Annotated in this window: 17 protein-coding genes and 1 tRNA gene; 4 read left to right on the forward strand and 14 right to left on the reverse strand. The window is 53.7% G+C overall.

Features of this window, described 5'->3' with window-relative positions:
• Positions 1-141 precede the first annotated feature (141 nt).
• A complete protein-coding gene (locus LA756_RS02365) occupies positions 142-1,254 on the forward strand; it encodes a VWA domain-containing protein (protein ID WP_224438282.1) in 1,113 nt (370 codons plus the stop codon).
• Between the two features lie 11 nt (positions 1,255-1,265).
• On the opposite strand, the gene LA756_RS02370 is transcribed toward LA756_RS02365, so the two are convergent.
• Complete coding sequence (locus LA756_RS02370) at positions 1,266-2,039, reverse strand: helix-turn-helix domain-containing protein (RefSeq protein ID WP_224438283.1); 774 nt, start codon at positions 2,037-2,039, stop codon at positions 1,266-1,268.
• A gap of 184 nt (positions 2,040-2,223) precedes the next feature.
• Here LA756_RS02370 and LA756_RS02375 point away from each other — a divergent pair, with 184 nt between their 5' ends.
• The gene (locus LA756_RS02375; RefSeq protein ID WP_224438284.1) at positions 2,224-2,988 is read left to right on the forward strand and encodes a hypothetical protein; all 765 of its coding nucleotides are present in this window, start codon (positions 2,224-2,226) and stop codon (positions 2,986-2,988) included.
• Between the two features lie 61 nt (positions 2,989-3,049).
• Positions 3,050-3,958: a glycerophosphodiester phosphodiesterase family protein gene (locus LA756_RS02380; protein ID WP_224438285.1), complete on the forward strand. Its 909-nt coding sequence runs from the start codon at positions 3,050-3,052 to the stop codon at positions 3,956-3,958.
• Here LA756_RS02380 and LA756_RS02385 read toward each other — a convergent pair whose 3' ends face one another.
• From LA756_RS02385 to LA756_RS02435, 11 genes are all read right to left on the reverse strand, one after another.
• Complete coding sequence (locus tag LA756_RS02385; RefSeq protein ID WP_224438286.1) at positions 3,959-4,696, reverse strand: SGNH/GDSL hydrolase family protein; 738 nt, start codon at positions 4,694-4,696, stop codon at positions 3,959-3,961.
• A 173-nt stretch (positions 4,697-4,869) separates the two neighbouring features.
• Positions 4,870-4,941, reverse strand: a tRNA-Cys gene (locus LA756_RS02390).
• Between the two features lie 99 nt (positions 4,942-5,040).
• Positions 5,041-5,463, reverse strand: a complete 423-nt coding sequence (locus LA756_RS02395) for a DUF4198 domain-containing protein (RefSeq protein WP_224438287.1) — start codon at positions 5,461-5,463, stop codon at positions 5,041-5,043.
• A 41-nt stretch (positions 5,464-5,504) separates the two neighbouring features.
• The gene (locus LA756_RS02400; protein ID WP_224438288.1) at positions 5,505-6,410 is read right to left on the reverse strand and encodes a DUF1559 domain-containing protein; all 906 of its coding nucleotides are present in this window, start codon (positions 6,408-6,410) and stop codon (positions 5,505-5,507) included.
• A gap of 288 nt (positions 6,411-6,698) precedes the next feature.
• Positions 6,699-7,094 carry a hypothetical protein gene (locus tag LA756_RS02405; RefSeq protein ID WP_224438289.1) on the reverse strand — a complete coding sequence of 132 codons (396 nt, stop codon included), beginning with the start codon at positions 7,092-7,094 and terminating at the stop codon, positions 6,699-6,701.
• 16 nt (positions 7,095-7,110) lie between these two features.
• Positions 7,111-8,199 (reverse strand): DUF1559 domain-containing protein, encoded by a 1,089-nt coding sequence (locus tag LA756_RS02410; protein WP_224438290.1) that lies wholly within the window; start codon positions 8,197-8,199, stop codon positions 7,111-7,113.
• A 363-nt stretch (positions 8,200-8,562) separates the two neighbouring features.
• The gene (locus LA756_RS02415; protein WP_224438291.1) at positions 8,563-9,489 is read right to left on the reverse strand and encodes a thioredoxin family protein; all 927 of its coding nucleotides are present in this window, start codon (positions 9,487-9,489) and stop codon (positions 8,563-8,565) included.
• A 10-nt stretch (positions 9,490-9,499) separates the two neighbouring features.
• Complete coding sequence (locus LA756_RS02420; RefSeq protein ID WP_224438292.1) at positions 9,500-12,457, reverse strand: thioredoxin family protein; 2,958 nt, start codon at positions 12,455-12,457, stop codon at positions 9,500-9,502.
• A gap of 46 nt (positions 12,458-12,503) precedes the next feature.
• The gene (locus tag LA756_RS02425) at positions 12,504-14,042 is read right to left on the reverse strand and encodes a carboxypeptidase-like regulatory domain-containing protein (protein WP_224438293.1); all 1,539 of its coding nucleotides are present in this window, start codon (positions 14,040-14,042) and stop codon (positions 12,504-12,506) included.
• A 50-nt stretch (positions 14,043-14,092) separates the two neighbouring features.
• Positions 14,093-16,153: a carboxypeptidase-like regulatory domain-containing protein gene (locus LA756_RS02430; protein ID WP_224438294.1), complete on the reverse strand. Its 2,061-nt coding sequence runs from the start codon at positions 16,151-16,153 to the stop codon at positions 14,093-14,095.
• Between the two features lie 332 nt (positions 16,154-16,485).
• A complete protein-coding gene (locus LA756_RS02435) occupies positions 16,486-17,535 on the reverse strand; it encodes a hypothetical protein (protein ID WP_224438295.1) in 1,050 nt (349 codons plus the stop codon).
• A gap of 291 nt (positions 17,536-17,826) precedes the next feature.
• On the opposite strand from LA756_RS02435, the gene LA756_RS02440 reads away from it, so the two are divergent.
• Positions 17,827-18,417, forward strand: a complete 591-nt coding sequence (locus LA756_RS02440; protein ID WP_224438296.1) for a suppressor of fused domain protein — start codon at positions 17,827-17,829, stop codon at positions 18,415-18,417.
• Between the two features lie 310 nt (positions 18,418-18,727).
• Here LA756_RS02440 and LA756_RS02445 read toward each other — a convergent pair whose 3' ends face one another.
• Positions 18,728-19,945 (reverse strand): hypothetical protein, encoded by a 1,218-nt coding sequence (locus tag LA756_RS02445; protein WP_224438297.1) that lies wholly within the window; start codon positions 19,943-19,945, stop codon positions 18,728-18,730.
• Between the two features lie 229 nt (positions 19,946-20,174).
• Positions 20,175-20,621, reverse strand: coding sequence for a carboxypeptidase-like regulatory domain-containing protein (locus tag LA756_RS02450; RefSeq protein ID WP_224438298.1), 447 nt, complete (start codon positions 20,619-20,621; stop codon positions 20,175-20,177).
• Between the last annotated feature and the right edge of the window lie 37 nt (positions 20,622-20,658).

Here is a 20,658-nt window from a genome sequence, read left to right on the forward strand (position 1 = left end):
AATTGAGGTTCCAGGAATAATTCGCGTCAGATATTGCGAATTTCGAATATAAAGAGGTAGCTAATCTCGCAATTCTCTTCCTTACAATGCATCGATGCCCCAGTGCCTGCCTCATTTCAGGCCTGCTGGAGTGATATGGAAATGACCGAAAACACGACGACTTCGCGTCCGACTCGCTCTCGTCGGCCTGTCCCTCAAGAAACGAATCCGGCGGAAGCCACGGACGAGGGAGCTGTCGAACAAGCACCTCGAAAACGCCAATGGTGGAAGCTGGCAATCTTGTGGAGCATGCCAGCTTGGCTCGTAAGCTTGCTCCTCCATTCGATGGGCGTCACCGTATTGGTTGTCGCCACGCTCGGCCCGCCCCCAGTTCCCAAGTCGCTCAATCTGCTGGCTACCAACGAAGAGCCGACCGAAGAGCTGCAAGAGATGGAACTCGAGTTCGAACCAGAAATCGAACCCGAGATGGAAGTCGAAATGGAAACGCCCGACATGCTAACCGAGTCGTTTGAGCTGACGGCACTCGCTGCCGATCCTGCGATGATGAGCGAAGCGGTTTCCGTTGCGGAATTGATGCCCTCGAAGCCGGCCGACTTCGCGGGGATGGACCCGAACGGGCTTATGGCCGACTTAGATGGTTTGACCAACGATGTCGGCAAGATGGCGAAGTTCTTCGGAACGCAGGCCAAAGGGCAGCGTATTTGCTTTGTCGTCGATAATTCGGCAAGTATGACGGCCGGTCGCATGGAGACTGCCCTTGTCGAACTCGATAAAGCGATCGACTCACTGTCGCCCAAACAAAAGTTCTACATCGTTTTTTATAGCGATACCGCCTACCCATTGTTTTATCCTTCGCCGGCGACCGAGATGGTTAACGCGAACGACAAAAACAAGATGCTTGTCCGCCAGTGGCTCAGCACGATTCAAATGTGTTGGCGAACCGACGGCCGCGACGCCATCACGTTGGCTTTGAATATGAAGCCCGACTTAGTCTATATTCTGGGCGATGGTGCGTTCACCGATAAAGCGGATGTTGAACTCGCCAATACGCCGCTCAAGGGGATCGTCATTCATACCATGGGAATGCAGGTTCAAAAGAAAGACCGTGACAAGTTCGCCGCCATTGCGGAAGCTCACGGCGGGACCTACAAGGATGTCGGCATTACCCAGGAAGGGAAGCAACTAATGAAAATGAACGGCGAGATTCCCCGTAACAAAAATCGCAACGGGATCTGGGGCATCAAGCTGAAGTAGCCGGAATTGGGTTACTCTTCTACTTCGTGTCCCGCCGCAAGACGATTGCGATAGCTGCGTCGATATTCGAGCGGCGTCATTCCCATATGCTTGCGAAATAATCGGCTGAACGTGCTTTGGTCTGAAAAATCATGTTCGGACGCAATCTGGCAGATCGAACGCTCCGAGCGTGTCAGGTCCTCGGCCGCGGAGTTCAATCGCGTTCGAATTTTAAAGTCACGAACGCTCATCCCAAACACCGCTTGGAACTTGCGATTGAGCTGTCGCGACGATAAGTGTGCCCGGCGTGCGAGCTCTTCGACGGTGGCCAGCGAACCTTCCGGGGTCCGCATGTACTCGACAATCTCTTCAATCTCGGAAGCAGGAGCGGCCCAGCGTTTGCCTGCTTTATAGCTTCGCATGACACCTGCGACGCCGATGACTTCTTTTCCATCAGCACTAAACAGCGGGATTTTACTGGTGATGTGCCAGTCGAGGATCTTGGTTTCGTTGTAGAACACCTCGACACGGTTGTTGATCGGCTGGCTCGTTTCCATCACGAAGCAGTCGTCTGCTCGGTACTTTTTGGCAATTTCCAAGGGAAAGAACTTGGAGTCATACGTTCCAATCACTTCCTCTTCGCTGCTTGCTCCCAGACGCTTGATCAGCTGCCGATTGGCCCAGACCATGCGGCTTTCACGATCTTTGGTAAAGAAAAAAACGTCGGGAATGGCATCGTAAAGAAGCTGCAACTGATGCCGCGGCCCCATCTGCGAGAAAAACTGCTCCTGAAAGTCCGATTTCATGAATACTCCGGAAAACTTATCCCTAATAGATGGCTAAGTTTTACCATAAGAATGACTCATAAGTCACGTCGAAACTTGGCGTTACGGGCCAACACTAGAAACAGGCGGCAAATCGAAAACCATTCGGCCAGTCGCTTCGTCTTAGTTAGCGTGCTACCCAAACAACCTATGCCTGGAGCTTCTCATGAATCGCCAATTCCCCCTCGCATGCGGACTGCTACTTCTTTTTGCGGCGGCTACTTTTGCCGCGGCACCAGAATCGCTGGCCAACGGCAAAATACCGGATGAATCGCTCGAAAAACTTGCTCCCAAGTCTGGCGTGATCGCGGACGACGCCACCTTTGAAAAGCTCTGGAAAGCCTGGCGACCAGACGAGGTGGTCCCCGAAGTCGACTTTGAAAAAGACCTTGTCATCGTCGGAATCGTCGACGGTCCAAATCTTGTGATGTTGAACCCGCAGCTCGAAGAGGACGGCAACGTCAAATATGTCGTCGCCGGCACGCGGATGGCGGGCCCTGGCTTTGGCTATCGCATGGTGAAGATGAGCCGCGATGGGGTGAAGACGATTAACGGAAAGCCGATCGTTGCCGGGGCAGTGCAGGGGACTATCATCATTCCCAAGCAGGTCCCTGCGTTTGATGGCCGGACGCTAGAGATCAAGCTCTTTGAATTCGATCCGCTTCTCGCCGACGCTCCAGCCAAGCTGGTAAAAGGAGTCACCATCGACAACTTCCAGCACAAAGCAGAACAGGAAACCGAAAGTCCGTTTGCCATCGGCGCCGAACTCGAACCGCGCAAAGATCGTGGCTACTACATCACGGTTTTTGTGTTGAAGGATGGTAAGCGAACGCATATCGGTGAGATCGATGCCCAGAAGGGACTAAACAAAGTTCTCCAGGACGAAAAGCGGTCGAATGTGAAGATTGTGATACGTTCGGTCCGTTCGTAGTCACCAAACGTGATCGGGAGTTGACGACAACCGATGGCCCTCTTAGAAAGAGTTGCTTCGGTTGTCGTTCCTCTTTTTATCGTTCGGTCTTATGTCGCTTCGTTTGATTAGCCTTTGCTTTGTAGCACTTTTGGGTTTCTCGGCTTCCTTGGTTGCGGAGGAAACCTCGTTCATTATTCAGGCCCACCGCGGTGCTGGTATTGCGCAGCCAGAGAATACGCTTGAAGCGTTTCAATACAGCTGGAGTATCGGTGTTACTCCCGAAGCAGATCTCCGCACGACCAAAGATGGCGTGATCGTTTGTTTTCACGACGCAAATCTAAAACGTGTCGTCGGTAATGTGGCAGACTCGCAAAAAGACCAAGCCATCGAGAAGATGCCGGCCGACGAAGTCGCTCAGCTGGAAGTTGGTTCGTTCCGCGGCGATCAATTCGCCGGTCAGAAAGTCCCAACGCTGGAAGCGATCTTTGCCGAGATGAAGGGCAAGCCAAAGCGAATGGTTTATCTCGACATCAAAACGGCCGACCAGGATGATCTGATCAAGCTGATTCGCCAATACGATGTCGCTTCTCAAGTGATTTACACCACCAAGCACCATCACTTAATCCAGTCGTGGAAGAAGCTGGTGCCAGAATCGCAGACCCTTTGCTGGAATGGTGGAAGCGAAGAGGACCTCACCAAAAAACTTGCTGCCATGCGCAAGGATGGCTTCGAAGGCATCACACAGCTACAAATTCATGTTCGCCCAGAGAAAGCGAAAGAAGGGGAATCGTTCATGCCGTCCCCCAAGTTTCTGGCAAAAGTTGGCCGTGAACTCAAAGAACACGGCATCTTGTTTCAGACGCTTCCTTGGGAAAGCGACGATCCAGCCATCTACAAGCAGCTGCTTGAATTGGGTGTTGAATCGTTTGCCACCGATTATCCCGAAGTCACGGTGGCAGCCGTTAAAGCGTTTCAGAAGCAGCAGTAACTAGTTGCTGCTCTGAGCGTTCAATGCTTTTTCAATAGCCGCGGCCACTTGCTCGGCCAGAGCCTGTGAGCCTTCGGCGGTGAAGTGAACGTTCTTCGGTCGCTGAAGCTTGGCAACTTGCGGTTCGCAGAACGAGTAAAGATCGTTCACCGCAATATCATGCTTCTTCATGATCTTCAGTGCGGCAGCGTTGTACTTGCCCGGCGATTCCGGCTCGCGAAGCGGACCTGTCGTGTTGGGCACGACAGGCGTCGTCGTTGCGAAGATCAGCGTCGCATCGGTCTCTTCCAGACGATCGACAATCTGCTGCAGGTTCTTGGTGTACTGTTCGACAGTCGCTTGCACAGGGTCTTTTGGATCTTTCGAGACCGTGTTGCCGCCGGGCTCGGTGACATGCTTCAAGTCGTGCAGTCCCCAATTGAAATGAATCACGTCCCACTTGCGGTCTCCCAGCCAGCGATCGATGGAAGCGACGCCACGTGTTGTCCCACCGCAGTTTTCAGGCTTGGTTCCGTCTGGCACATGCGGCCGGAAGACGTTCGCTTTGCCCTCAAGCAGTTCACGTACTTGAAGCGTGTAACCAATGGAAATGGAATCGCCTAGGATCAGCACGTTCGGCAGCTTTGCGTCAGGCGTTTCGGCCCATTTGCCTTGCTTGGCAGGGGCATCTTTCTGAGCCATCAGGCAGGAGGCACTCAACAGAACGACAGCGGCCGAAAGAAAACTCGTTCGCAACATAGCGGGTTCTCGACAGGAAGGGGAAAGGAGGGGAGGTCAATCAAAGTTGAGCCCTGATCGTAATCGATTTGCCTGCCGCATGCACACTATTTAAAGAAGACCAACCAACGAAGTTATGTTCAGACATTTCTTATCCAAAAAGATGTACTCCGAACGAGCAGTCGATCAGTCAGAGACGCCGGCGGGAATCGAACCCGCTTCGAGCTGCTTTGCAGACAGCCGCCTCGCCATTGGGCTTCAGCGTCAACGATAAGACGCAGCGACACCCCCAGGGTTCGCGCAGAAAAAAGCCGAACGCATTAAGTTAAAAGGCGTTCGGCTTTCTATGATCGCAAGCAAACGTTCTATTTCGAGTTCAACTCGAAACGTGCATCATCGGTTCCACTCGAGGGAACCGTGAAGCTGAGCTCGGATCGGGCATTATAGTTCGGCGGCAATGTTTCTTCAGCCAGAACTTCCTGAGTGTTCTGATCAACTTGTGCGGTCGAAATCGAAACGGCATGGTCGCCTACGACCGCACCGTTGTGGCCTCCGAGCGATTGCAGTTCAAAACGGCCGGAGGCATCGGTTGTGCCGAACGACGGTCGTCCAGACTCTAAGTTGCTTCCTGAGGGAGCGAACACGACCGTCGCGTCGGCCAGCGGCTCGCCATCCAAAGTAACCGTTCCAGAAACAGGCTGATAGACAAAACCATCCGTGTTACCGCTGCAGCCCACGGCGCAAAGTCCGACCATCACAGATAAAAGCATTCCAAACGTACGTGGCATAAATCAATTTCCAATGAGTGAGTGTGGCGAATGTCGGACAATTACTGCGGGATGACTTCGCCGTCGTCACGCTGGATCAAGTAGCGGTACGCTACCAGGTTGATCGTTTCGGGATAGAACTTGACCGAGCCATCGCACATCGCGAAGTTTGCACCGCCAGGGTGCAGCGAGTGCCCTAGTTCCCACGTGTTGGTCGAGTTGATCGCATTGACATAGTCGGTCGCGCTGCCCGGTCCGCGACCAATGCAGGTGTAAGCGCCACTTTCGTTATCACGCACACCAACCCAGAGGCCTGCTTTGAAGTCGGAAGTACCAACTTTCTTTCCCGTTCGCTCACCGAACAAGATTGTGTTGGAAGTGCCATCGGTGATGTCGCGAATTCCAACATGGCTGTTTCGTGTGAAAATCCCACGATCAGCATTGGTCAGGTAATTGCTCGTGTTGAGTCCCTTGTTGCCGTACGAACCGATGTAGTTGGACGTGCCGTTGTCGTTCTCTTTTCCATTGATCGTGCCGGTGATGTCGGTCGGACAGGTAAACTCTTCCAACGGTGTCGTCGAGAGTCCAGAGTTTGGATTACCAATTGTCGAGTTGTTGACCCACTCCCAGCTGAAATCGATTTTCGAATAGATCGAATTCTGTTCGATATAGGGAAGCAGGAACGTGCCCCAGCCCCAGTAGTTATTGTTCTTGTAGTGCGGCGCCCCTTGGGTTTGGCGGATCCAACCGGAAGGGAAGACGCCAATGGTGTCGTGGTAGTTGTGCGTCGCTAAGGCTAACTGCTTCAAGTTGTTAGTGCATTGCATGCGTCGCGCTGCTTCGCGAGCCTGCTGCACGGCCGGTAACAACAATGCAATCAAGACGCCAATAATGGCAATGACGACAAGTAACTCGACGAGGGTGAAACCTCGACGAAGGCGACGTTCGCCCCGAGAAACAGTACGCATAGAAGACCTCTCTATAAATCGATGAGTGCGGGGAGTAGTGATATTAGGGGATACCCGCGTGCACGATTCTAGCGAAAGAGGTTCTTTTTTGCGAATGGTGTTTTTTTCTGATTGCGCCGATTTGGCTGTTTTTATTTCAAGCGTCTTATCAGCGAAGATTGGGGCGCTCGCCCGATTTGAGAACCAAGCGTATCTCGGCACGTTATATCACGCATGAAATCGTGAGTGCTCACTTTCCAGCGAGACGCGAAGGGGAACCAACGCATGCGGTTCCCCTTCACAGATCAACTATTTGGAAGTGAGGGCGAAGTTGATTTCATTAGCTTCGCCTGCGACGACGTGCGCTTTCAATTCGCCATTTCGGCTGAACTTGACCGGCACCAGAACTCTGGGCTTCGGCTTGCCTGGCGGAGGCGTATTGTTGATCGAAACCGCATGGTCCCCTATCAGCGCGCCAGGGATATCGTTGGTGTAGACCAGGCGATAGGCTCCCTGATCGTCCGTAAGTCCGAACGATGTCCGGCCTTCTCCGGCTGGCGAGAAGCTGACCATCGCGCCGGAGGCTGGTTTGCCATCCACGGTCACCACTCCCGTCACTCCGGCCACATTGCTTGGGCCAGATTGCATGCAGCCTGAGATGCCAGCGATCGTACAAACCATCAAAAAAGCAATCCTTCGATTCATGGTGAATTCCTCCTGGTTAGAACGATGTACGAGGAACAAAGCCATCGGCTCGATTGGCCAGGTTTTCAAGCACGGTGTTGTCATGTCCTTCGTCTGGCTTGTGATCCACCGTTTCCGGAATGAAATGGACCGATCCGTCGCAGTACACAAACTGCACACCGCCAGGATGATGGCTGCTAAATCCGGCGCGACACCAGAACGTGTACAGTGGCGAGTTGAGTGGATACGCAACCGAACCCATCGCGTTCGCTGCATCCCATAAGTAGCCAGACCCGTTGGCGAATCCATACGGATTGGTTCCAACACAAGGGCACGTCCCACCTGCCGTCGAATCGTCATCGTCTGGTGCGTCGTAGCCATCTGGCTCGCGAAGTGACGTGGCTCTTTCGCCAAGCATCAACGTATTGCTTGTTCCGTCGGTGATGTCGTTGAAACTGACGATCGCATCCAAACCGAACGCCCCATTGAAATTCGATTTGCCACCGCCCCCAATTGGTGGCGCCCAATAGGCAGTCCACGTGTACCGCTGCGATCCTGCCACGGCGGCATAGTTTCCTTTCGCTTGATTCGTACTTGCATCCATCACTGGTCGACCTGACGAACGTGTTAGCAGTCCGACGCCATCTTGAATCGGTTGAATCAAGTCATCGCCAGGATCGGATGGACAGAGAAACGCATCGAGTGGGGTCTGCATCAAGTCGATCAATTCTCGACCTGACGAACCATTGACGCTACTGCCTGGCGTGACCGCTTCGTCCAGGCGAACTACCCCGGGATTCAGCCGTTCGTAAAGATTGTTTTGCTCGATGAACGGAAACAAATGTAGCGACCATGCCGTAGCATTGTTGTCACCACTTCCGCCGGAATTGTAATAGCCCATCCCTCCGGCCGGAAAACTGCCGAACGTATCGTGATAGTTATGGACGGCGAGACCGAGCTGCTTCAAGTTGTTTGTGCAACTCATCCGTCGAGCCGCTTCTCGGGCCTGCTGCACGGCCGGTAACAGCAATGCGATTAAAACACCGATGATCGCAATGACCACCAAAAGTTCGACCAAAGTAAACCCTCGCACGTGTCGTCCGCGAGAAAAGAACTTGTGCGGCATAAGATAACCCCCAACGAAGAATGAAAACAATGTATCCCGTTCGTACCACGCCGGCCAACAAAAGTGACTTGCCCAATCGCGGCAAATAACACCGAGGCAAGTGATGTGCCGCACGCAGCGTGGCAAGTTCGTAACCATCGCTCAAAGGGGTTACTGGCGAGAAAAGATAAGACAGAATCGTAAAGACTCATGCCGAAAAAACACAAAAACAACTTCCGGCGCACAAAAGAACTCGACCGACATGCAACGAATCTAAGGCGACTGCAAAATTGTCGCCGATCACGACGTGCCCACTTGCGATCTATTTCAAAGTGAACGCCACAAGATTAAGCAGGCATCGCAACATGGTAGCGCATTTTCACGCTACTCTTTCTCGAGCCCTGCTTTCAGGGGTTGTAAATCTTCTTCGGTCAGACGAATCTTGGTCTCGCGGAGCATCGAAAGAAAATGCTCGATGTTCGGCTCGGTGGAAGGAAAGCCAATGTTGCCGTTCGGTCCGTTGGAGGTCGCCAGCACGTTGACGTCCGAGTCGATGATCGCCATCCAGGGAATCCCATTCGCGCTGTGTCCTTGGGCCAAATGACGGATCACATCCTGGGCTCCTGTCCAGCGGCCATCGACTTTCACCCAGAGATAATCCTTCTGCCAGATCTCACGATGCTTTTCCAGATAATTGGAAAGCTGATGGCATGGCGGACACCAAACTCCGGTCGCTTGCACAATCACGCGGCGATTCGAGCGATGTGCTTTGGAAAGAGCGATGTTAACTAGTTTATGGGCGTCGAGCGGAACCAACGCGTGAGCCGCTAAAAGACTTCGCAACGCGGGCAAATCGAGCGACGCTTTGTTTGCTTCTCGCGGCAACGGTCCTTGAAACAACCGCTTTTCGTCCGGACGGACAATCAACGCCGTGGGAAGTTGCATCGGGTCCAACTCAACGGCAAGATGCGCTGCCAGCTCATTGGCTGAAGTTGTATGCGCGTCGACAAAAAGTGTTTGATAGTCGGCAAACGAACGAATCGCTTCGCGGTCTGTCTTACGAAATTGAAGCCACGACTTGCTGCGTGACTCGTCGGGATCAAGGAAGACGACCAGCACATGTTGCCGAATGGATTTGGCGTTTGCGAGACCAACTTGGTACTGAGCAATCAAATCAGATTCCGAACAAATCATCGGATCGCGATGATCTGGCTCGACTGCATCCGCAGACAAACGCGCGGGCCCAAGCATCATCATCAGGCCCACGCACATCGTCGCAATCCAAACAGTGCATCCACGCAGTTGGTTCATCCGTAAAGACCTACTTCTTTTCCAGGCCTGCTTTGAGCGATTGAAGATCCTCTTCCGTCAATCGAATTTTGGATTCGCCCAGCATTGTCATGAAGTGGGCAATTCCTTTCTCGCTGGAGGGGAACCCTATGTTACCGTCCGGGCCATTCGAGTTGGTCAGCATCTTGCCGTCGCTATCAAGAATGGCCGTCCACGGAATCCCGCCACGGTTCTTAGGATCTTCGATATTGTCCATGATCTCGTCGGCGCCTATCCAGCGATCATCCATTTTTATCCAGATGTAGTCTTTCTCCCAAGTCTCGCGGTGCTTTTCCAGATAGTCTGCCAACATGTGGCATGGCCCGCACCAGGTGGCTGTTGCCTGGATAATCACGCGGCGATTGGATTGTTTGGCATCGGCGAGCGCCTCGCGGAGAAGTTCTCGGCCATCCAGCGGAGCCGGCGAATACTCTTTCAGCAGATCGATCGTCGCGGAGACCTCTATTTCGTTTTCCTTTTCGGCACTCGGCAGGGCACCAGAGTAAAGCTTCGTACCTGACGGATCGCTAATCCAAACCTGGGGGAGTGTTGCTTGCTCCAGGGACACGCCCAACTTGGCGGCCAATTCGGTGGCGCCTTCGGTTTTCAAATCGACGAAGAGATGTTGATAGTTGAACAACTGCATCATTGCCTCGCTGTTGTCGAGTCTTATTTCAAAGACCTGTTTCGACACGGGAGCTTGGCGGTCGACGAACAGAACCATCAGGTTTTGCCGCAGCTTCTCCGCTTTCACTTTGGCATCTGCCATGCGGACTTCGAGCGGCTTCTTGTTGGCGAACAACCGGTCGACACGTTCTTCAAACGTAGGCGGTTTGTACGGTGGTCTCGGAGGGGCCAACTCCAGATTTCCCAGATCGATCAGACCGGCCGAGTCAGCTGTGAAGTCCTTCAAGCGGGAATAGCGATGCTTGACTTGTTCGACGGTGAAGTGATACTCCTGCCCTACCACAAGCCCAGGTGCGGTAAAATTTCCGTCGGCATCGGTCGTAACTTTGCCGCCCCAAGAAGTTCGGAAAGGCGAGTGTTCATCGCCGAGATGAACCTGGCGTCCCCAGGTAATTTCAGTTTCCCCTTTGGGCTCTTTCGAGTCGCGATCGATCATTCGCCCTTTAACTGAGGCGACCGGGGCGATAGATATCGTAACGCTTTTCTGATCGGCCGTTACTTCGACGATGCCCTTCAAGCTTTCATCTTTGCTTGCCACGTACATGGTGATCGGATGCAACTGCCGCTGGACATTGAACTGGCCATTTTCATCGGTGCGTGCTCGAAAGTCCGCGACATGTCGCTCGCTGCGATAAACGCCATCTACCACTACATCGGCAACTGGCTCACCAGTCTCGGCGTTGACGACACTCCCTTGAATGGCCCCCGACTTGGGCATTTCTTTCATGAGAGTGAATTTGAGCTCTTCTTCGTCGATGACCTCGAACTGCTGATGATTCGTTTGACTTGGTCCGACGATGCTATAGTTGCCAGGGGCGACGAAAAATTCGAAGTCTCCCTTTTCATCCGTACGGTTAATGAAAACGACACGAGGTGCTTGGATGTGCGGAAAGTCTCCCGGCAACGGAATATCGATCGTCCTTGGGTTGGGTGTCGGCAAGCCTTTCAAGTTGAGCCACACCGTCGCACGTAGTATCGGCGAGTTATCGCCTTCAGTTATCACCTTTCCATAGACACGCGTCGCCGGGCTAACGACGATGTTCACGCCCTCGGCTGGCTCGTTCGGCTTGACGACGATATCACTTACCGCTTTCGACGCCAGGCGTCTTTCCTTGTCGGTAGCCACCAACGCATAGACCGCATTGGGTGGGACTTTCATTTCGAACTTTCCGTTATCGTCTGTCTGGTCGCTTCCACTCAAACGATCCATCGTGCCACCGCTGCCATAGCCGAAGACACTGATCCCCGCGACCGGTTTGCCATCGCCATTGACGACCTGGCCGCTGATGGTTTCGTACTTGTCCAGGACCACGTCCATGGGACGATCGGCATATTGCTGCGCATCGTAAGTAATCCGCGTACGGATATGATTCGGTGAGCTGGGCCAGAGCGTGAAGGGATGCTCGTTCCATGTTGGCGTACCGGGGAACTCGACGATTCCGTCGTCATTCGACGTCGTGCGGTAAAAGCCTGGCGTCATGCTCAAGTTAAAGCTGTCTGGCTCGCCCGGCTTTCGCAGCAGCCAGTTGTAAACTGGAACGTCGGGGATCGGTTTGCCCTGGCGATCAACCAGCCGCAGTCGAATCGTTTGGGACGGGGCCAACTGCAGCGTAATGACTGGTTCTTTGAACCATGGCGCCACGTGCGCCGCGTCCCGCTTCGTTGACACCACGCGATAATCGAAACCGACGTCTTCCTTACATGCGAACAGCTCTTCCGGCGGAGAACTAACCGGCCATCGCAGCGTGGCTTCCCCTTGCTCGTTGGTGATTGCTTCGTAAGCGATAAAGTTCATCGCCATGCCGCCCACCGTCGTTTCTGGGGAGGGCTTTCCGTTGGCGTCGGTTACTTTCAGTGTGACCATGCGCGAAGGCTCGAGAGAGACTTTGACTGAGTCACCCGGCTTCGGCGGATTTTGATGGTCCGGTTTATGGAGGGCCATCCGATTGCCTGTTGCATCCTCGACTAGCAGCGGCAAGTATTGCAACTGAGATTCGTAAACGGCCAGTGTGAATTTGCCCTCTGCATCGGTCGTCGCTTCGCTGGGCCCCGCAGGAATATGCGTCAACGTCGTTACGTGAGCATCGGCGACCGGCTTGCCATCGGCATCGACCACTTCCCCATGCAGTGAAACCTTCGGCGGATCTTTCTTCGGCTCGTCTGCGGCGAACGCGATGATGCTGACTGTGAGCAGTATTCCCAACGAAAGTAACGAAACGCGTCGCATACGATTGTCCTTTGGCAAGTAGGTCAGGTCGGACATGCTTTTGATCTTTACTGGGTAAATCGCGGAGAAGCGAACTTCGCTATCACCGTCGCGGCGAAGTCTTGCTTGGGTTATGCATCAAGTGAAACTCCATCGCCGATTCGCCGTTAACGGTGAACTGTTCGATCTCGTTACGACTCGATTCCATCAAAAGGTATTTGCCTGGCCCCACGAAAAACTCGTACTTTCCCTCGGCATCGGTCATCTGACGCCAAGCGAAGGAGTTGCTATAGGTGCGGCGTTCGGCTTGGTCTGGTTTCGGAATGCCATACGTTGTCAGGGCTTTCGGTTGCGTCGAATTCAGGATGAGTGACACGCGTTGGCGTGGCAACGGGGAATGATCTTCGCCACCGAAAATTACCCCGAAAATTCGCGCCGCAGGGACGGCCTGCATTTCTAAGTCGCTCACCGGTCGATTAGGAAAAACAACCACTTCACCAAACGGTGCCGTTGCGTACGTCTCGTTGCTCGCCGCGAGGGTATAGACCGTATTGGGCGGCAAGCGAAGCGTAAACTCGCCTTGGCTATTCGCCATAGCATGCCCACGGGGATCGTCGGTGTCGTAGCTTGCACCCTGGGCGTAAACGTTCAAGCCCGCCGCCGGCTTTCCGTCTGAAAGGACAATTCGTCCACGAACGTCAACAAGCCGATCGAGTACCACCTCAAGCGACTCGTCAGGCGAAGTGCTCACGTCGTAGGCTACGTTCTTTTGAACATAGACTTCGGGATCGACTTGCAGCGAAAACCGCACAGGGCGAACATCCCATAAGGGAACCCCTTCAAACCGAACCACCCCGTTACCGTCCGATTGCGACTGATAGAAGTCAGGCGTCAGGCTCAAGTTGAAAGGATACGGTTCATCCGGTTTCGCGAGCAGCCAAGACGTGACGTTCACTCCAGAGATGGGCGAGCCATCGCGTTCGACCAGGCGTAGCTCGACCGTTCGTGCTGGTGCTAATTTCAGCGACACTTTCGACTTCTCAAACCAAGAGGCAGGCGATTCATTGGGCGGTTGTGCGACGCGGTAGTCGAAGCCAACGCTGGGCTTGAATGCGAACAGCAAGTGGGGCGGATAACTGACCGGCCAGCGAAGTTCAGCCCTTCCAGATTGGTCCGTCGTCGCCATGTAGATCATTCGACGTGGGTTGATATCGATACCTCCCACTTGAGCTTCCGCGGCCGGATTGCCGTCGGCGCCAAGCACGTGCACCATGAGCGTCCGGCATGCTTCAAGCTGGATCGCTACGGGTTTGTTGGCATGAAATGGTTCTTCTGCTTGGGCAGGCACCATCGCCATCCGGTTGCCGACTCGGTCATCGGCAAGAAGGACCACGTCGTTTAAATGAGAAGGGTAGACCGAAAAGGAAAAGTTTCCCTTCGAGTCGGTGGTCGTTTCCTCGACAAGCCGATGGGCTTCGCTCCGAACAACGACGCCTGAGACAGAATTGCCTGCGGCATCAACAACGCGACCATTCAGCGTAACCTTCGTTTCAGGCGGTTGCTGCGCGGTGCTTTCGTCAGTAACGCAAGCCACCGCAGCGATCAGAAGCAGGTAGGCGATGTTCCACGAAACGCGTCGCATGAAACTATCCTTTGGGGAAGTGGCTAGGGGGAACGGACAACTGTGTGTGGCTAACGGGATCGTTGCTGCGGAGTGAGTTCGACTTCCCCTAAGTCGAGCGTGCCAGGCTCGACGGGGATATAGTTGGGCAGACCTCGATAGGTGGCTTCTTCATCGCGGCACGAGAGTAAATATTTCTGCTGTACGACCAACTCGGCCAGGCGAAACTTGCCTTCTTCGTCGGTCGTTGTCGAGTCGCTCCACGCTGGAGTAAACAGCGAAGAGCCATCGCGATAGACGGGGCGGTATCGACTGACGCGGACCCCCGCGAGCGGCTTTTTCGTAATCGAATTAATCAGCGTTCCAGTGAGCGTTGCCGTCGGCGAAAGTTCGATGGTGACACTGTCGTCATCGGCGGCAATCGATTTCATACCGGCCAACGCGCCATCTTCGCTTTGAACGTAGAGGTCGATCCCGTGCGGCTTTCGCTGCAGCGTGAATCGGCCCTTCTCGTCGGTTCGTACGCGTGTGTTGAAAGGCGCTCGCGAGGCTCGATACTTCAGTTCGACAGCCACATTCGGGACCGGCATCGGCGGATTGCCGGTGACGACGGTTCCGGTTAGCTCGCTTTCTTCCGGAAGATCCAGCGTGAAGTTGAACTCGAGTTCCTTTTGATCAGTAACGCTGAGCGATTCGCTATCCAGTTGGCTCGAACCGAACAGCCCATAGTTGCCTGGCCCGACGAAAAACTCGTAGCGTCCTTCGGCATCGGTCGTCGCACTGCGGTGGATGGTCGGGCGAGCGACATGCTTCTCTTGATGGACCGGATGATACAAATTAGTGTGCAAGACCTGATCGGAACCTCGGGCATGCTGCTGGAGCGAAAGTCGCTGGCCGGCGGCCGGCTTGGCTTCCTCGCCGATGACGATTTGCCCGAAGATACGTGTCGGCTCTTGAGCGGTCAGCTTCAAGTCGTCGATTGGCTGCTTGGGCCGCACAACAATCCCATCGACAACCGGTGTGGCCCAAGACTTGTCGCGAACGGTGAACGCATACAGCAGGTTCGGTCGCAATTCCATTTCAAAGTGGCCGGAGTCGTCGGTGGTGGATTCGTTGTGTTCGCGATCGAATCTATGATTTTCGCCCGCCGCAGCGACTTCCACGCCGGAAACTGGTTTGCCATCGGCGGTCACCACCTGGCCCCGGACGGTCACGTCTTCATCGACGACCAGCTTGATCGGATCTTGGATCGGCTCGTTCTGCAAAATATCGTAGCGACCGCGGCTTTTGTTCTGCGAGTAAATGAAAAAGGTAAAGCCGTGTTGAGGCCATGCCGGAAAGCCTTGAATCTCGGCAAGCCCGTCGGCATCGCTCGTCGGGAAGAAGGTGTCAGGCATCAAATTGAAATTGAACGGATCTGGCTCGCCTGGCTTGGCGAGCATCCATGGTTGCATTCGAACGCCGGCGACCGGCTTTTCGTCACTGTCGACCACTTGGAACCGAATTGTTTTAGTTTCGGCCAGTTGCAGCTTGATCGGCGGATTGGCAAACCAGTCGGCGCGATACGCACCGTCCCGCTGCGAGTTAATCGTGCGGTAATCGATGCCGACACCCTCTTGGAAAGCATACAGGTGATGTGGCGGCGAGTTCTTCGGATAACGCAATGTCGCTTTACCGTCCGCGTCAGTCGTTGCGTGAAACAGAGGGTACCATTTCCACATGCCTCCAACTTTCACCCCTTCGGCAGGCTGTCCGTCGACGTCGGTAACTTCGACCGGGAGATGCTCGACAGGCTCGACCGTAATCGTGATCGGTTTGTCCGAGGTAGGTGGCTCGTGATAGGCGACTTCAAAAATGCCAAGTCGATCGGCCTGCGCATCGTTGACGAGAATCCGAGCCAATCGGAGCGCGCGTTCCTCGAATTGACAGCGAAACTTGCCCTCGTCATCGGTCGTCGTTTCGGCCGACTGATCGTATCCCCGCACGGTGACGGTAGCCCCTGCGACCGCATTGCCTGCTTGGTCGACGACCTGACCGGCGACGGTAACCAATGTTTCTTTCGGTTCCGTTTCGGCTGCTAACGACGACGCCCAAGCTAACGAAATCACGCACAAGAAAGCTGCGGTTCGCATTACACACTCCTTTGCTGACAAGACCCAACCTGGTCAGAAATGACAAGCCAACTACCGTTCGCTACCCGGCAGTATAGGCGGGTCGAATCCCCCATGCGAGGATTTTTATCTAGTACTCTCCTTCTTGTTCGCCCAGCACATCCCACCAATCCAAGTTCGTCGATCGGAGCCTGTCGTGGCTGTTCCTGGTAAGCAATAGGCATGGATACCAATGTCGTTGAGAGTCCCCAGCCCAGTACGGCTCACTCGCCAAATACGAGGAGATCATCACCGCGAGGGAAGAGGTCGCATGCGGACGAGGATAACGGGCTGACGACTTGCATTTCAGCGAGTTATTTGCTTGCGTTTGGCCGCAGATCTACCTTAGGCGGCTCCGCTTTTTCGGGGCCCAGCCAGTTGGTCGGATTGGTGAACAAGTCGGAACTCGCGAGCTCTTTTGACTGCCCAGTAAGTGACACTTCCCATAAGCTGTAGATGGAGCGATTGCCTGCATTAACGTCGGTTCCAGCAAGAAAGACAATTCGTTTTCCGTCAGGAAAAAAGTCAGGATATCGGTTGGAGCGAGACTTTGATCCTACAAGGCATTTCGATTCGGAATCGTCTGTTTTGATACAGACATCGTACCAGAACGGCTTGGTTCGATCGGAACAAAACACGGTTGCCTTTTCATCAGGACTTACCATTGGGTCAATGGCCCAAGCATGCACATTTGAATTTGGGATACCCCGTTCCGGCACGATCCGCACCGGTACACTGCCGGGCGTAATCGTGTAAAGCGCTGCGGGAATATTTTTGCCAGAAGACAGTGTGTCCGCGGCGTAGATCAGCGTTCCGTCGCTGCGTGGAACGATGCGAAAAAGCTGGTAGTAACCTTCGTTGGTTAAACGTGTGGGGTCGCTGCCGTCCGCCGCGATGCTGCAAACGTCCCACATGTCCCATCTCCATCCGCCGAGGCTGTAAGGGCGGTGTTGATAGGCGCGTGCGAATACAATCCGTTTTCCGTCCGGCGTAAAGCGGGGTAATAGATCAGATCGATCGTCGCTGCCGGTTAACTCAACAATGGATTGATCCTCAACGTCAAGCACAAAAATCTGAGAGGCAGCCGAAACACTTTCTTTCGCGGCGAACACAATTTGTTTTCCGTCCGGCGAAAATGATGGATGGCTCTCAATACGTTGGGTATCTGTGAGCCGCGTCGCAATCGATGTACGAATATCGAAAAGGAAAAGATCCCCGTCAGCGGAAGAGAAGACGAGTGTTTTACCGTCGGGCGACAAATCGATGCTGACGTTTAGGTGTTCAACGCCAGCGTTTTTGCCGACGAAACACCCTGCTATTAAAAACGAACTAACGAGTACGTTAAGAACGAATTGCGGTTTCATCGCAGATATTCCTAGGTCGGTTTGCCAGCGGAAAATCAGACCCACCCGGTCAAAACAGCGTGATGAATCAACGGCATCGTTACCTGCCCCAAACGAATCGTAAGTTCACACTGCTGAGGGCAGCAGTGCCAAGCGAGTGTTCCTTTATGGTCAGGGCCACTCGACCGTGATAGAAGCCGCTAATATATTTTTTTGACAAGCAGAATCCCATTCATTTTATCCCAGAGATTCAGGCATCGCACAGAAGTCACTGGGGAGAATTAATAACTCTTGACTATCCGGGAAAGTGAAATGTCCAATGCCAAGCCTTCAGCAGAAGACAAAAAAGTTGCCAAGCATGCGTCCGCCGCATTTGGCGGTTCGCCGTCAGTTGCGGAATACTTGCACGACACGGAATCTTTATCCGTCGATATATTGTCGTGCGAGAATCGCCCATGTGATGGCGTGACTTCCTACTCGACGATCGGATTGTCTAGATTTCCGATGTTCGCTGAGAACCAACCTGAACTCTCTATTCGTCTCGAACTTGCCGGGGCGTGTGCGAGTCAGTCTGATTTGTATGCGAATGTCATGGCATCAGTTGCTTTTTGTGTTATGCAGACAAAAAAGATGTATATGCCGGGATCTATTATGCAAAAGTACGTAAGTGAATATTGTCAATTTACTACGGTTCCTCATCTGTACTTTACGGCTCCTTTTTTATGGGAGGATTCTCTCACCTCCTTGGATTTGGGAGGTGAGAGCGTAGTTTGGTTGTTGCTTGTTCCCATATCTGACTCAGAGCTGCATTTTCTGTTCCAGCATGGTGACGATGCATTGGAATCACTGTTTGAGGAAGAGCAAATTGACATTTTCGACTTAAGTAGAATGCCTGTAGTCTAGTTGCCTGTTATCTCGAGATAGCCGCGGATAATCTTCAGGCAGCGGTTGTCACTGTCACTAGGACAAACTTCAGTGTGTCTCTGCCGCCTTCGACAGTGTGTTGCCGATGGAAAATCGATCGCAGCAGGTCAAAACAGCGTGATGAATCAACGGCATCGTTACCTGCCCCAAACGAATCGTAAGTTCACACTGCTGAGGGCAGCACTGCCGCACGACTGTAATATCACCTGACCGCTGAGACTTGGCAGGAGTACTAGTGCTTTGGGCGTGGTGCAGTCCGTAACAATTCGCCTGGACTGACCGATCGAACTTACCAGCCGTCATGCGGAGATTCGAATCTTGGGCGTGGGCCGTTGGGATCGAAGGGTTCGTAATCGACGTCTGCTTCTCCCACGGTTTCCAGCTGAATGTTGCGGTCGGTGGTAATGTCGATCACGATTAGCTGGGGCAGTTGCGCGAGCGGCTTTAGGCCTGCGTCGGAGATGTGTGTGCCCCGAAGGTCCACGGTGAGGAGCTTGCGGGCCTGAGCCAATTGGGCGACACCGTTGTCAGTAATGTTCGGGTTAAAGAGCGTCAAGATTTTAATGTTGGGTAGCTTCGCGATCGCGGCCAGGTCTTCGTCGTCGATGCATGAGGCATCCAATTGAAGGTCGATCAGTTCCGGAAGGTTCGGCCATATCTTTTCCGTTGGGATGGTCGTGTCGTCATCGCTCGGGAGGCAGCTCATCTGCAGAGTGATCAGCTGCGGCATATGCGGCACGATGGTCAAGCTTTTGGCCGTTATTTGCGAATTGGGTAGCGTTAAATACTTGAGCTGCGTCAGGTTCTTTAAGTGAGAGACGCCTTCGTCGGTGATTTGCGGCATTTTATAAATCGTCAGCGATTCGAGCGAATGAGCTTGTGCCAGCTTCGCCAAACCTTCGTCGGTTCCATTTGATTCAGCGAGGTAGACTTCCTTGAGGTTCGGGAATTTCCCAATCGCCGCCAACTGAGCATCTGTGACCGGAACGCCGGCAAAGAGCAACTCTTCAATCTGTTTCCCCTTCGAGAGTACCTCGAGCACTTCCGGCGACGGTGGGTTTCCTGCAAAGAAAATATGCTTCAACTCTGGTCGGCTGAGCAATGCCTTGGCAACTTCCACGTTGAGTTCGCAATCGTGTAATTCGAGTCTTTCCAACTTGGGAAGATGTACGAGCGATGCTGCCAGCGTCTCTGCCGACTGCTCCCATGTTCGGACGATGACCGCATGCGAAGCGTAGTTTTCGCCATACAAAGCCTTCATCACAAAGTTGCCAGGGGCGGTCTGCTCGTCGACCGGTTCGATTCTTTCCCAGCCATAGATTACGCCCCCCATTTCGTCATCGTCTGATATCAAGGTTTGGATCGCCTCTTGCTCAGGCGAAAGCCAGTTACCTGGCCACAGATACCACGGCATCAGCACCGCGGCCACAAGCAGGCAAACCGCGACAACTACGGAAACGGTGAATTTGTGATCAGAAGGACGATTAGAAGCAGGCGAATCAGGCATTTTGGCGACGGGGAGATCGGACGTACGGCATTTGGGGCATGGGTACGATGCCCGACACTATAGGGCAAACGTCGCAATACGTCGAACTTAAGAGGGCCTCGCACATCAAAGAGCGTTCTGCCGATTCACCAGAGACAGCGCCGATAGAACATTGCGAAGCGTCATTCCACCGAGCCGCCGATTGCGACTCGGTGTTTTTCTAGAAAGGGAAGCTCACATGCCGTCTGACTTAGCCACCTAGCTCGATGTCGAACGTGTTGTCACCACTCTCCGTCACGTCGTACTCAAGGGGAGTGCTGTTGTTGGAGCGGTAATTCTTAGGCAGCATGTCCTTGTTCACGAAGGCTGGTTCGCCGGCGTTTTCGCCGTCTCGTTGAACGCCTTGCTCGACGGAGACCAGCTTTCGGACGGTCACTTTGTACTTCCCAGCCATGGCCCCGTCGCCAGGTTCGAACGTTGACAGCTCGTAAGTGCCATCGGCGTTGGAAACCGCGTTGGCGACTTTGCCTTCGGTAGCGGTAGGAACGAACTGAATCGTTGCGCCTTCAACCGCTTCTCCTTTGTAAGTGACTTTGCCGATGACAGGCGACGTCGGTGGATTTTGATTACCGCTGCCACATCCGATCAGAAGCGAACAAGCCAATGCCGCGTTGATCAACAGAATCCAAGTTTTCATTGGGCTTACTTTCGTTGGATGGATCGTTGAACGAACT

The sequence above is a fragment of the Bremerella sp. TYQ1 genome, from assembly GCF_020150455.1.
In the GTDB taxonomy this organism is placed as follows: Bacteria; Planctomycetota; Planctomycetia; order Pirellulales; family Pirellulaceae; genus Bremerella; species Bremerella volcania_A.

Coding starts and splice junctions, on each gene's coding strand:
- LA756_RS02365 (WP_224438282.1), top strand. CDS start 142: ATGACCGAAAACACGACGACTTCGCGTCCGACTCGCTCTCGTCGGCCT.
- LA756_RS02370 (WP_224438283.1), bottom strand. CDS start 2,039: ATGAAATCGGACTTTCAGGAGCAGTTTTTCTCGCAGATGGGGCCGCGG.
- LA756_RS02375 (WP_224438284.1), top strand. CDS start 2,224: ATGAATCGCCAATTCCCCCTCGCATGCGGACTGCTACTTCTTTTTGCG.
- LA756_RS02385 (WP_224438286.1), bottom strand. CDS start 4,696: ATGTTGCGAACGAGTTTTCTTTCGGCCGCTGTCGTTCTGTTGAGTGCC.
- LA756_RS02395 (WP_224438287.1), bottom strand. CDS start 5,463: ATGCCACGTACGTTTGGAATGCTTTTATCTGTGATGGTCGGACTTTGC.
- LA756_RS02400 (WP_224438288.1), bottom strand. CDS start 6,410: ATGCGTACTGTTTCTCGGGGCGAACGTCGCCTTCGTCGAGGTTTCACC.
- LA756_RS02405 (WP_224438289.1), bottom strand. CDS start 7,094: ATGAATCGAAGGATTGCTTTTTTGATGGTTTGTACGATCGCTGGCATC.
- LA756_RS02410 (WP_224438290.1), bottom strand. CDS start 8,199: ATGCCGCACAAGTTCTTTTCTCGCGGACGACACGTGCGAGGGTTTACT.
- LA756_RS02415 (WP_224438291.1), bottom strand. CDS start 9,489: ATGAACCAACTGCGTGGATGCACTGTTTGGATTGCGACGATGTGCGTG.
- LA756_RS02420 (WP_224438292.1), bottom strand. CDS start 12,457: ATGTCCGACCTGACCTACTTGCCAAAGGACAATCGTATGCGACGCGTT.
- LA756_RS02425 (WP_224438293.1), bottom strand. CDS start 14,042: ATGCGACGCGTTTCGTGGAACATCGCCTACCTGCTTCTGATCGCTGCG.
- LA756_RS02430 (WP_224438294.1), bottom strand. CDS start 16,153: ATGCGAACCGCAGCTTTCTTGTGCGTGATTTCGTTAGCTTGGGCGTCG.
- LA756_RS02435 (WP_224438295.1), bottom strand. CDS start 17,535: ATGAAACCGCAATTCGTTCTTAACGTACTCGTTAGTTCGTTTTTAATA.
- LA756_RS02440 (WP_224438296.1), top strand. CDS start 17,827: ATGTCCAATGCCAAGCCTTCAGCAGAAGACAAAAAAGTTGCCAAGCAT.
- LA756_RS02445 (WP_224438297.1), bottom strand. CDS start 19,945: ATGCCTGATTCGCCTGCTTCTAATCGTCCTTCTGATCACAAATTCACC.
- LA756_RS02450 (WP_224438298.1), bottom strand. CDS start 20,621: ATGAAAACTTGGATTCTGTTGATCAACGCGGCATTGGCTTGTTCGCTT.